This is a genomic window from Chryseobacterium lactis (genome assembly GCF_003815875.1).
GTDB lineage: Bacteria > Bacteroidota > Bacteroidia > Flavobacteriales > Weeksellaceae > Chryseobacterium > Chryseobacterium lactis.
The window spans coordinates 2,069,944-2,083,479 of sequence record NZ_CP033924.1 but is presented as its reverse complement, the minus strand read 5'-3'; the positions used below and the strand labels follow the sequence as shown (position 1 = coordinate 2,083,479).

General features: G+C 38.2%; 5 protein-coding genes, 3 tRNA genes and 1 rRNA gene. All 9 read right to left on the bottom strand.

The window, feature by feature from the left end:
• Positions 1-93 precede the first annotated feature (93 nt).
• Positions 94-166 (bottom strand) — tRNA-OTHER (locus tag EG342_RS25130).
• Between the two features lie 52 nt (positions 167-218).
• A tRNA-Ala gene (locus tag EG342_RS09005) sits at positions 219-292 on the bottom strand.
• An 89-nt stretch (positions 293-381) separates the two neighbouring features.
• Positions 382-455, bottom strand: a tRNA-Ile gene (locus EG342_RS09000).
• Between the two features lie 197 nt (positions 456-652).
• Positions 653-2,169, bottom strand: a 16S ribosomal RNA gene (locus tag EG342_RS08995).
• A gap of 1,354 nt (positions 2,170-3,523) precedes the next feature.
• Positions 3,524-3,883, bottom strand: coding sequence for a VanZ family protein (locus EG342_RS08990; protein WP_246008791.1), 360 nt, complete (start codon positions 3,881-3,883; stop codon positions 3,524-3,526).
• The gene (gene gcvH, locus EG342_RS08985; RefSeq protein WP_103294231.1) at positions 3,876-4,253 is read right to left on the bottom strand and encodes a glycine cleavage system protein GcvH; all 378 of its coding nucleotides are present in this window, start codon (positions 4,251-4,253) and stop codon (positions 3,876-3,878) included. Before gcvH ends, EG342_RS08990 begins: the two co-directional genes overlap by 8 nt.
• A gap of 229 nt (positions 4,254-4,482) precedes the next feature.
• Positions 4,483-5,370, bottom strand: coding sequence for a FliH/SctL family protein (locus tag EG342_RS08980; RefSeq protein ID WP_103294232.1), 888 nt, complete (start codon positions 5,368-5,370; stop codon positions 4,483-4,485).
• A 266-nt stretch (positions 5,371-5,636) separates the two neighbouring features.
• Positions 5,637-12,764, bottom strand: coding sequence for a T9SS outer membrane translocon Sov/SprA (sov, locus tag EG342_RS08975; RefSeq protein WP_455423427.1), 7,128 nt, complete (start codon positions 12,762-12,764; stop codon positions 5,637-5,639).
• A gap of 6 nt (positions 12,765-12,770) precedes the next feature.
• The gene (ruvA, locus tag EG342_RS08970) at positions 12,771-13,355 is read right to left on the bottom strand and encodes a Holliday junction branch migration protein RuvA (protein WP_103294234.1); all 585 of its coding nucleotides are present in this window, start codon (positions 13,353-13,355) and stop codon (positions 12,771-12,773) included.
• Positions 13,356-13,536: the final 181 nt, after the last annotated feature.

Genomic DNA, 13,536 nt, shown 5'->3' with positions numbered 1-13,536 from the left:
AATGTCAATGATCTTAATGTCTTCTTGTCAGCTTAATGAACAGATATTGTTTTTGGCTCTATCCGTAACTTTTAAATTAAGCTTTCAAAACTGTGGAGAATAAGGGAGTCGAACCCTTGACCTTCCCGATGAATCGGGACGCTCTAGCCCCTATCGGCTAAAATCCTGTGTTTTATTTTATAAATATCTTCTATTCTTGTTACATTACTGTAACTATGTGGAGAATAAGGGAGTCGAACCCTTGACCTCCTGCGTGCAAGGCAGGCGCTCTAGCCAGCTGAGCTAATTCCCCTCTAGTCGAGTTGGTGAGTGAGTGTGTTGGAGCGTTTAAGTGTTAACTCTTATGCTCTTATACTCTCAAACTCCTGTACTCAAAATTAGTAGTCTCGGGCAGGCTCGAACTGCCGACCTCTACATTATCAGTGTAGCGCTCTAACCAGCTGAGCTACGAGACTTTGTTATGAGTAATGAATGATGAGTAATAAGTAATTCCTTCTTCCTCTGCATTGCTCAATCTCTTTCCCTAATACTAATTTCTAGTGGGTGTTGTATTTTTTTATATAATCAACCAAACAAAAAACTAAAGCTTTACTTTAAGTAAGTACTTGTATCCTAAGATACTAATTTTGTTTATCGTCTAAAAGACGCTCTAAAATGAGATGTTCCAGCCGCACCTTCCGGTACGGCTACCTTGTTACGACTTAGCCCTAGTTACCTGTTTTACCCTAGGCAGCTCCTATTACGGTCACCGACTTCAGGTACCCCAGACTTCCATGGCTTGACGGGCGGTGTGTACAAGGCCCGGGAACGTATTCACCGCGCCATGGCTGATGCGCGATTACTAGCGATTCCAGCTTCATAGAGTCGAGTTGCAGACTCCAATCCGAACTGAGACCAGCTTTCGAGATTTGCATCACATCGCTGTGTAGCTGCCCTCTGTACTGGCCATTGTATTACGTGTGTGGCCCAAGGCGTAAGGGCCGTGATGATTTGACGTCATCCCCACCTTCCTCTCTACTTGCGTAGGCAGTCTCACTAGAGTCCCCAACTTAATGATGGCAACTAGTGACAGGGGTTGCGCTCGTTGCAGGACTTAACCTAACACCTCACGGCACGAGCTGACGACAACCATGCAGCACCTTGAAAAATGTCCGAAGAAAAGTCTATTTCTAAACCTGTCATTTCCCATTTAAGCCTTGGTAAGGTTCCTCGCGTATCATCGAATTAAACCACATAATCCACCGCTTGTGCGGGCCCCCGTCAATTCCTTTGAGTTTCATTCTTGCGAACGTACTCCCCAGGTGGCTAACTTATCACTTTCGCTTAGTCTCTGAACCCGAAAGCCCAAAAACGAGTTAGCATCGTTTACGGCGTGGACTACCAGGGTATCTAATCCTGTTCGCTCCCCACGCTTTCGTCCATCAGCGTCAGTTGTTGCTTAGTAACCTGCCTTCGCAATTGGTGTTCTAAGTAATATCTATGCATTTCACCGCTACACTACTTATTCCAGCTACTTCAACAACACTCAAGACCTGCAGTATCAATGGCAGTTTCACAGTTAAGCTGTGAGATTTCACCACTGACTTACAGATCCGCCTACGGACCCTTTAAACCCAATAAATCCGGATAACGCTTGCACCCTCCGTATTACCGCGGCTGCTGGCACGGAGTTAGCCGGTGCTTATTCGTATAGTACCTTCAGCTACTCTCACGAGAGTAGGTTTATCCCTATACAAAAGAAGTTTACAACCCATAGGGCCGTCGTCCTTCACGCGGGATGGCTGGATCAGGCTCTCACCCATTGTCCAATATTCCTCACTGCTGCCTCCCGTAGGAGTCTGGTCCGTGTCTCAGTACCAGTGTGGGGGATCACCCTCTCAGGCCCCCTAAAGATCGTAGACTTGGTGAGCCGTTACCTCACCAACTATCTAATCTTGCGCGTGCCCATCTCTATCCACCGGAGTTTTCAATATCAAATGATGCCATTCAATATATTATGGGGTATTAATCTTCCTTTCGAAAGGCTATCCCCCAGATAAAGGCAGGTTGCACACGTGTTCCGCACCCGTACGCCGCTCTCAAGATTCCGAAGAATCTCTACCGCTCGGCTTGCATGTGTTAGGCCTCCCGCTAGCGTTCATCCTGAGCCAGGATCAAACTCTCCATTGTATGTTTGTCTGACTCACTCAAAGTTTTTTAACGCTTTAGTTTTTCCTTACTTGGTTGTTATATTATATTTCAATGAACTTCTTGTCTTTCGCTTTTCAACGAAGCACTCTCTTCTGTCAGTGGCGCTCCGTATTTGCGAGTGCAAAAGTAAAACTTTATTTCTTAATGACCAAATGTTTTTGAAGAAAATTTTAAAGTTTATTTTGTAACCTTAATTCCTCTCTAACCCTCAATCTATCTACTCCTGCGCTCCCTTAATTGGGACTGCAAAGATACTAACTTTATTTTAACTCGCAACCTTTTTTATTAAAAAGTAAAAGTTTTTTTTCGTCTCGTTTCTTTCGTAGATCTTAATGTTTCTGCTTATCTAAAAGCCCTTCTGCGCTTACTGAATATCTTTCGTTTTTCAGTGGGGCAAAGATAGAAACTTCAACATTACCACGCAACTTTATTTAACATAAAATTAATCCACATAATACAATTGTGGGAAAGTTTGACATCTAGTAACCTGATAATGCAGCTTTTAATAACCTTTCAACACTTATCAACAATAGTGAAATTGTTTTTAAAAGGGCTTTTGAGGCTGCTTTTTCGATATTTAAATAGATCTGAGGTTCTTTGTATACATATATATAATACACATATATATATAATACATATGTCTAGTATATATTATGGACAAGCACAGTCTGATGTAAGTTTTGGCTAAAGCCAGAGGAAAGGGATTTATTGATTTGAGTGGGCTAAAGCCCACTCCTATTGATGATGATAGGATGATAGAGACCTACATTCATAATTAAGATGACAGAATTGTGGATAACGCTGTCTGGATCTCTGAGAGATGACACAAGCGAATGTATATTGGGGAATAATAATGAGGATAACAAATTGAAGTCGCCCTAATCTTATAATAACCTATATTATTGAAAATGGAGAATGGAGAATGGAAAGTAGAGAGCTGAAAGAAAATAAAGTAACCAAGTGATATTACGTAATACAGCATTACTTATTACTTATTACTCATTACTTATACCCCTAGCCCCGATAGCAACGGATACCCCGCAGCAAGCGTTGGATCCTTCGGCTACGCTCAGGATGACAGCGCGGGCGCGAGGAGTATGAGTGGATAGCGGGATGAAGCTCCTGAATGGGTTTGAGAGTAAGAGAGTTGGAGAGAATGAAGGGTTAGAGTCTTGGAGGAGTCGGAAAGTATTAGAATACAAAGGCTTTAAAGTAAGGGAAAATTGGGAATGGGTAGAGATAGAAAGATTGGGGATGAAGAATGTACAATTGAAAGTGTAGATGTCTGTATACAAAGTTTTGAAATCTGATCTTGATCTATCCCGGTGTCTGATTAGAAAAAACGTTTGATTAATATCTTATATGTAAAATATCCAACTAAGCATCCAATGGCATCAGCTACGATATCTAATGTTTCCATTGATCTTCCCAGTCCCATTTCCTCCTGTAAGATTTCGGTGAGGAAGGCATATATAAGGATAATTTGTAAAAAGTAAGAGAATTTTATTTTGGGGAATGTGGCAATGAAAGAAAAGCCTAAGGCTGCAAATATACAGAAATGCAAAACTTTGTCGATGCCGCTGAACATGAACCAGTACTCATGATTCTCTTCTCCGGGTTTGAGAAGCATATAAGTAAGAAATGCCCAATAAATGGGCAAGATCTTACTAAATATTTTTGAAATTTTATCCAATGATAGCCTGGTATTCTTCTGCAGAAAGTAATTCAGATAGATCTGCACCATCAGCAACTTCCAATTTAATAATCCATCCGTCTCCATAAGGATCTGTATTTAACAGTTCCGGCTGATCTTCCAGCTCTGCATTGAATTGAGTCACTTTTCCTGCGATTGGTAAGAATAAGTCTGAAACAGTTTTTACTGCTTCCACGCTTCCGAAAACATCTCCCGCATTAAGGTCATCATCTACAGTATCTACATCTACGTATACGATATCTCCAAGCTCTCCCTGTGCGAAGTCTGTAATACCAATGGTAGCGATATTACCTTCAATCTTGATCCATTCGTGATCTTTAGTGTACTTTAATTCTGATGGTGTGTTCATTTTTTAATTTTTATTTGTACAAATGTATTCAAAATTCTAAAAGCTTCAAAGGGTTAACAGGCATCTTTATGAAATTTTGGCTCAAAATAAAAAATCGCTGCCTTAGCAGCGATTTCAAATGAATCATTTATTTTTTGATGACCTTATTAGAAGAGGTCTATCCATTAAAAAACAGTCATGAATTATCACAAAACATAGTAGTGATTTTTCTTCTTGTATTTATTCAAAACTATTTCCTAGCCGCTTTTTTCAAAGTCTCAATTTCTTCAGTTTGCTTTTTCACTTGTTTATTTAGCTCTATTGTATATAAAGTTAACTCTTCAATTTTCTGTAAAAGTTTGATTTGAAACTCTCCCACATTCACACCTTCTTTTTCCATTTCTTTGGCAGAGGCTATTTCAGGAAGATGCTTTTTTTCTTTGATATGTTTTTCAACCTCATCTAATGTTGGTAAATCGTAGTTCTCATCAAATACGAAATCGGCTGTGGGCGTCAAGATGATTTTAACTTCTTTTGCTTCAAATTTCCCGTTTAATAAAGCGTTTCCATTTTCTCCATTAATAACAAATGACTTTCCCCAATCCCAATCTACATTATTAGTATTCCTTGGAACAATATGCAATGATTTCCTACCATCATCAGGAGTGTGGAAAATCCAAGAATTACTCCCTGAGCTTATAAAATCACTGAATTTGGCATTTCCATTAACCTCCAATCTTTCTCTAGGTGTACTGGTATTTATACCTATATTACCATCGTCTGCTAAAAATAAAGACAATTCACAAATACCTCCAGCACAACGATTTACAGCATCATACCTCATAAACCCCAACCCTTTTGCCCAGGTATTCCCTTTCCATATACTCCATTCCTTCACCTGGCCAGCCTGATTATATGAATCATCAATAAATCTTAGTCCAGTAGGGATATAATCTCCATTTCCTCTAATGATAGGAATACTACTATTAGCATTAATATCAAGACTTCCTTGTGGAGCATTGGTTCCGATTCCAATATAATTAGTTGATGAAGTTTGTACCCCACCAGTTGGTGTGTATAACTGTGCACTAGCAAAAGATGATACTAAAACAACAATCGATAATAATTTAGTTTTCATAATTTTTTAATTAATGTAATAGTGCAAATTTAATCCTTTGTAGTTTTAAAATCCCAATAATGAGAATTAAAACTCGCCTTTTCGTATAATTGTGCTTTTTTATGAATGGTATACAAAAGTATATTGTCAAAGCGACAAAACATGTCGTATTTATACAGGATGAGTATAAAAATTACAAAACAAAAACCTTAATTTGTTCGCTTATCATAAAACAAAATCCCTTTCTTTTCAGAAAGGGATTTTGTTTTTATATTTTTATATGATCGCTAGAGCCCACCACCGGAATCTCCGAATGTAAATGTTGCAGAGATACCTGCTCTTATCGTAGATAATGGGAATGCTGTTGAAATCTTATACTTCGAGGTCATTTGTTCATAGAACACTCTTAGGTTTAAGTTTTCAGAAACATTATAGTCGGCAGAGAGTTTTATATTTAAAAGTCGCTGTCCTCCGGTTACCTGCGCATCATTCAGCAGAATATTCATAATAGACGTTCTGCTGTCTCTTAAGGCAATATCTCCCCTGATGTTAAGATCACTTCCTTTTCCTCTGGTACCTCTTCCTCTGATATTGGCTGTTCCCAATCTAAAGTTTCGGACAATGTATCCTAATCTGACTACATATTCGGTGTTGGCATCTTCTGTAAGCGTATTGTTTACCAATCCGAGCACCAGCATTCTGGTTCTGTTGTACTGCAAACCAAACTGCATATTGTTTCTCATCGTTACATCTACTCCAATCAGTGGTGAGAATGATTCAACATATCCTACCTGAGCAAATGTATAAGGATTAATTTTATCTCCGCCATTTTTTACTACGGCACCTGTATCATCCACTGTCTGATAAAACCCACCAGGATTACTATGATAATCAATATTCCTTTGAATTCCTGTTGCTGTATACGTTGCAGTGTATCCGTGTAAGATATCAAACTTCGTAAACTGCCCGCTGATGATTGGGATATTTTTTAATCCTGAATAGGTAATTCTCCAGTTTGGTAACGGGAAACCTGATTTTTTAGGGTTGCCCATCGGACTTACAGAGTTTCCTTCCATCGCTGCTCTGAATGCAGGAATCAAGACATAAGCATTAGCAATGCTATAGCCTTTGGCAAATCCATTATTATCCAGAGTTGCACCAGGTCCACCTAATTGTTGTGAAAACGCCCTTGCATTTTCTCTCAGTGTCTGATAAACAGCCTGGCCGTCTTTAAAGGATGTTCCTAACAGCATCGTAGAATTGGAATACGTTACCATCTCGTTCGCAAATGTAAAGTCCGGATTTGCTACTCCACCATTTATATAATTAAAGCCACTCTGGGTAAAATTACTGTTAAAGGTATGGAGCACATTAAGATCAATACGGAAATCATTCATCGGCATCACTTGTAGGTCTGCCCTCAATTCTTTTGTCGACATTCTTACGTATGGATCTGTCATATATTTAGAATCACTTACCCAGCCATTCTCCATTACTGTTCTTCTTATATCAGCCTGTGAACCTAAAAGGAATCCAATTGTAGGCCCTCCTAATGTCTGCCCATATCCATAAAAGTTTGGAGCAGATAGTAATCCCGGAAGTACCGTACCATTATTTTCTGTATAACTTACATTCAACTGTTTGAAAGAGGTTAAGAAAAAGGCTGCACTTTGAAGTGGAGTAAGCTTATTCTTAAATTTATATTTCTTGTATCGGTATCTGTTTTTCTCCCACTGTTTTGTATACACATTGTTCAGGGAATCCATTTCCTGCTTGCGCTTCTGAAGTTTAGCACTGATATTTTTAAAATAACTAAACTGTCCAAAGAACTTAGGAAGATCTGCCGACGCTGTAGCCTGAATCACATTTGTATTCTGTCCTACAGATCCTAAACTTGCCGGCCTATTGGTATCAGGATCTACAAATCCAAGCATTGAAGTAGATCTCGCATTCCAGTTGTAGGTAAATCCGTAGCCCAATTCTGCATCAATAAAATCCAGGTAAGGAAGGTACTGGAAGGGAAGTTTATAATTTAGCTGTACTCTGTGGTTATACAATACAGGTCTTCCCGCTCTGAAAACATTTCCGAAAATCGATTTACTATCCATCGCATTAACGTCCATATTATCATTAAGAGTTCTGGTTGCAGAGTTGATTTCAAGTTTTAATGACTTGGTGAAATTGAATCCTAAACCATATTGCCAGCCAAAGTAGAAGTTTCTGTTTCTGATCGCATCAAAGTTTCCATTGGTGTTTCCGCTTAAAATAGATTCTACGTTTCTAAACTCAAGTTCATTATAATTTCTGTCAATTTCCGTTCTGAAAGATAATCTTGTCGGAATAGGGTTAAAGTTAAATTCTTTTACCCATCTCAGATACTTCGTAGACTTCGCCGTATCGCTGATCATTTTGTTAAAAGGTTTCACCACCCAAGGCTTGAAGGTATAGTTGTAATCAATATACCCTCTCAGATATTGTCTGTAGTTTCTCTTGGTATAAATATCTCTGAAATAGTCATCATTATAAACCGCAGTTACCGAAACGTTTTCAATATCATAAAACTTAGGCTTTTTATTTTGATTAACTCTTTCTTTACGCATATTCACCACTCCGATACTTCTTTGCTGGGTATATGTTCTTGCTACTTTCTTCAGCTGTTCTTTGTTTGGTGCCTTACTAAACTCCACATCGGTATCCAAAGGATTGTACTTCGGATCTTCAATGGTTTGTGAATAAGAATAATTTAAAGGAATCTTTACTCCCGTTTTTTCAGGAAGAAGCTTATCTACATTGATTGCAGTATTGATACTGAACGCAGACTGTGTAGACTGAGTTCTTTCTGCAGGCTTTGAATCTATATTTCCGAAACCAACTGAGGTATAAGAAGCATTGGCGTTTACCGTAGCAAAATCTCCCATATTGAAATTCAAACTTGCATTTCCTGCATATCCGCCATCGTTTTCAATTTCAGACAAACGGATTTCGTTTACCCAAAGAACCCTATCAAGAGGCATAGCATCTTGTTCTCCCCTTGCAACACCATTTCTCACCCCAATCATAATGGTTGTTACGTTTCCTAAACTAGGACGACCTTTGATATAGATTTTTTTATCATTATCACCTCCTCCAAAAACATTATCAAGTGTCCTTTCGGCAATATTATTCGGGTTATTTTTATCTCTTCTAATCTTTGCGTCTACAAAATTTTGAATATCAAGATCAACATCGTTTTCCATTGGCCAGATTTCCATTGGTGTTGTCTCTGTAGTTCTCGTTAGTTTTAATGCTGCTTCATATTCGTAATAGTTGTCTGTGGCATCTGTTCCAAAACGAATAAAAAATCTAGTTTTAGGATCAATTCTTCCTAAATATTTATCTCTATTCGCCGGATCATGAGCATGAGTAAAAAGCTTAAGTTTTTTATATCTTCTCATATCAAGAGAAGTATTCTTAAATACTCCTCTGGCATCACCACTTTCCAATTGATTGGTCTTTATATACAAAGAGGCTTCATTTTGCCTTTGTGCTCCGGCATTTCCACTCAGTACCTGTCGATCTATTCCCGGAGGCAAAACGTACGGAGGTTGGTTAAATGCGTTTTCTTCAATATTCACACTTCCTACATCAAAGTTATCATTTGATACTTCGCCTATTCCTTCCTGGTTTCCACCTACATTTAGACTTGCAATTTTATTTGGATATTTTCTCCAGTCTGATCTCACCAAGTCCATGGTCGCAAATCTTAATGTAGAGGTTTGCTCAAATCCTGTCAGCATTAATCTTGCAAATCTCACATTATTCAATACAGAGGGATCTGCCGTTCCTTCATTTTTATCAAATTGAGAAACCGGTATTCTGAATAAGAACCATTTTACATCTGCAGACTGCCCGTTTTGGAAACTTGCTTTTACTGTTTTTACATCTACAATATTATTATTCTTTGTGCCCAATACCAGATCTGTTTGCTTTAGACTTACAGAGTATTGATTATAGCTTTCTGTCTGATCAAGATTATAATCTCTGTTGATATCTTCCGCATCCGGAGTCTGTGATGCCACATTCAGAGAGTTGGCTTCAGAGTTTCCATCCGGATTTCTGAAATATTTATATCGTTGGATCAATGAAGAAGCCTGGCTTCCTGTAAATTTATCCGACAAATAAAATACAAAGTCATCCACTGCAGGGTCAACAATATTTGTTACCGGATTTACAAATGTATTTCCAAACTTCATTGCTTCCTGATCTGAGCTTAAACCATCATATCCAACATCCTGCCTCTTTCTGTCATCTCCTTCAGTAGAGAATGCATATAGAATAGGTGGCTGCTTTGGTTGTGTCCCCCAATTTGAAGTAGTCGTAGATGATTGCGTAGCTGGAGTTGGAAGTCCATTTTCATAAAGCATTTTTCCATCTTTCAATACATCTTCGGAAACGTTTCCTAAGTGTAGTAGAAGTTTTGCGTTATCCCCTAATTTATTACCATCCGCATATGGATCCATCATCCAGAATTCAACATATTCAATATTTGAACTTACAAAGTTAGGAACACTAATTGGTCTCATAATCCCCGCCCATCTACTCTGTGCCTGCTCTGCTCCCGGATTTACATTGTATGGTCCTCTTTCCTGAGGATAGTAAGAGATATCAAAAGTATTCGTGTAGGTTTGCTCACCTGCTACGAAGTCTCTGTTATTATAAATTTCAGAATACTGCACCCTTCTGGAGGCATGATTGGATACAGACTGCGGTGTGATTCCACCGGGAGCTTTCCCTCCCACATTCCAGAATCTTGGGTCAATATTATACCAGGATAATAGCCCTCTTCCATAACCACTTGTGATATCGTCGTTAGCAGGAACCGTATTGAATGGCGGTAGTGTATTTTTCTCAGGTTTTGAGGCCAGACTCCAGGCTGCCGGTTCTTTTAATGAGATTTTAGAAGTTGTTTGTTCGAAATCATCAATATAAGACTGACTGTTTGTTGCCTTGTTTAATCCCGGAATCAAATAAGCTCCTTCCATCTTGAAGTTAATATTGGATGGTGCTTCAGTTTTTATTAACGGAAGTTTATCTGTCAATCTTGTCAGGAAAGGGGCCTGATTGTTATACATCAAATTGATCCCTGCCATCGTATTGTTAACAGCTTCCTGCCCGAAGTTCACTTTTTGGGTAAGCGGAGATTCTGAATAATTGATTACTGTACCTCCTAAGATAAAGTGCTCGTTAAACCTTCTTTCCAGGTTTAATCCCAAAAATCTTTTTCTCTGGGTATTAAAGGTCAATTGATTTTCTAATGAAATATTAATGGCTTGTCCGGACTGCTTTACATTTTCATTGATGATGGTCACTGTACCTAGCATATAGTCTACAGTATAGTCTACCCCCTCGGCAAGTTGTACTCCATTGGCTGAGACTTTTACAGATCCTTGCGGCACGTTTACAGCACCTAAAGAAATACCTTGTCCTTGAACTCCTTTGTATCGCCCTTCCAGAGTATATCTTTGTGCAAGGTTACTGGAAAGTGCTTGTTGTTTTTGTTTATCATAGAGATCATGGAAAACATATTGAGGATCATTACTGCCTCCTAATACTTTTTGCATATAATCTCCAAAAGGCTGGACCTTCGTAAAAATAACCCTTCCTGTTTCCGGTCTTATAGTAATTCCGTTTACAAAGTCAAAAATACCATCCCCCTTAGTACCATCTTTATTGTTCTGAATATCTCCGTTCATATTCAGACGGTCCCAATTGAATAATTTCAGTAAGTTGATATCTTTTACAGGAGTATCCGGAAGATAATTGACTTTACCACCAGTTTTTTGATCTCTATAGTAAGCGTTCAGAATAAATCCATCCGGTGATACCTGACCTGCATCTAAAGAATACACGTTCTTCATCATCAGATCCCACATTGGCGATTCCGTATCTACTTTATTGTTTACCCTTAGTACTTTGGTAATCAAAACAGGGCTTTCCTCAGAGAATTCTCCGACTTTATACACCTTATTACTTCCATTGACAGTATATGAATAAGAAACGGCCAAAAGCTGATTCTCATTAAGTTTCTGATTCAATGAAATATATCCTAACTGTGGTTGAAATATAAATTCACTGTTGTTTAATTTTCTGGCTTTGGTATTATAGATAAACTGATCACTGTTATTGTATGGTACTGTACTTCCCGGAAAAGTCTGCCCCTGTAAGATGGTACCATAGTTTTTACCTGCTTCTCTGGTTCCCGCTGCTGCTGATATAGCATCATATAACCCGTTCTGCGAGTTATCCGGCAATGGCGTGGTGCCACCCGGGCCTTCCCCCAGGTCTCTGATCCCGATAATACTTTTCTGATAGGCTAAGTTGCTGTTTCCCTGATCCAGTACCCATACTTCTATTCTTGTAATATTGATGGTAGAATTGATTTGTGGATAATTCTGTAAGGCATCATCATATTTATTAAGAAAATAGTGTCCTAAAAAGAAGTGCTGATTTTCTTCGTAATCAATAGCGTTGACTTTAAAATTATTCATCACACCACCACCCTGTACTACAATATTTCTGGCTTCACCCTGTTGCTGTGAGAGAACGACTGTTCCAAAGGTTTTCCCTAATTGGAATTCTGCTTTCACCCCGAATAAAGATTGGGATCCACGAATTAAACTGGTTGAAAGTGGCATATTTACGTTACCGAATTCAACTCTTTTGATAATTTTATCTTCTCCTCCTTCGCTGGGTTTGTCAACATTTCCAAGACCTTTATTCTGAAGATCTTTCCAGCTTCCTTTTGCCTGCCAAACGAGATTCATTCTGTTTTCAAATGCAAATCCACTCTGGGTATCATAGTTAGCCTTTAACTGAAGGTTCTCTCCTACTTTACCTAATAATCCAAGCTGAATTCTCTGGTCGATATCAAAGGTAAAACTGGTTCTGTTTTGTGGTAGAATAAGTGGATTATCAATCTTCTGATATAATCCTGCAAAATCAATTGAGGCATACCCTGAAGGGATAATCTCAATTTTATTCCCTCCAAATATAGTTTCAAATAATTTGTTGTTGATGAGTAAAGAAGGAATCAGCCCTTTTTTTCTGGCATCACTTCTATCTTTTCTGAAAAGGAGATTGTATTTATCGGATTTTTCCTTGTAATATGCTTTAGTCTGTGTGGCGAGCATGTATTCTTTATACTCTTCAGGAGACATGGCAGTAGGAGGACCGGTTATGGTATTTCCGACTTTGGGATATACATAGTACATCCCGGTTTTTATATCGTAATAGGCCTCATACCTTGTAGGGTCAGCCACTTCGTATTGTTTTCTTATGATCAGTGTGTCTGTCTTTTTCTGCTGTGCAAAGGCACTCACAGACATACACAGGAACGACAGGAACAAAAATATCTTAAAATGCTTATTATTCGCCACCAAATGTTAAATGTTTTTTAAAATTTGTTTAACCAATTCTTCAACTGAGCTATTTGGATTTTGCTTCAATATTCTGTCTGCAATTTTTTCACTCATTCGCTTCGGAATCCCCAAAACTTCTAATGCAGATAACGATTCTTCCTTAATTTTATTATCCACAGGCGCAGAAATGTTCTCACCCGGAACACTGAATTTCTGTACTTTATCTTTAAGATCAACAATAATTCTCTCAGCTGTTTTGGCCCCAATTCCTTTAGCTTTTTGGATCAGCGCACTGTTCTTTGAAAGGATTGCATTAGCAATCTCGTCAAGACTAAGTGTTGACAATAAAATAAGAGCAGAAACAGCTCCTACTCCGTTAACACTTATTAACAGATTGAACATTTCTTTTTCAGAACGAGTGTTAAATCCAAAGAGAAGATGGGCATCTTCACGGATGATCTGCTGAATAAACAGAAAGGTCTGCTGATTAAGAACCAGCGTCTGTGAGGTCATTAAGCTGATTCCCACGTAGTAACCAACTCCTTGTACATTAATTACGGCGTAGGTAGGCGTAAGTTCTTGAACTGTGCCTTGTAAAGAAAATATCATTATTAATTTTTAAAACTCCCAAATATAGCAATTTAAACTAATTAATATTTTCATTTCACACACGAATGCTTTTTAACTTAAATTTTGAAGCGATATTCAATCAATTTATTATAAAAATAAAAGATCACCAAAAAATAAAATTTCTTAAATATTCATTTTATGGTTTAAAATATTTCTTATT

Bases quoted from the DNA above. Each gene is read 5' to 3' on its own strand.
- gcvH (WP_103294231.1), bottom strand. From the start codon at position 4,253: ATGAACACACCATCAGAATTAAAGTACACTAAAGATCACGAATGGATC.
- EG342_RS08980 (WP_103294232.1), bottom strand. From the start codon at position 5,370: ATGAAAACTAAATTATTATCGATTGTTGTTTTAGTATCATCTTTTGCT.
- ruvA (WP_103294234.1), bottom strand. From the start codon at position 13,355: ATGATATTTTCTTTACAAGGCACAGTTCAAGAACTTACGCCTACCTAC.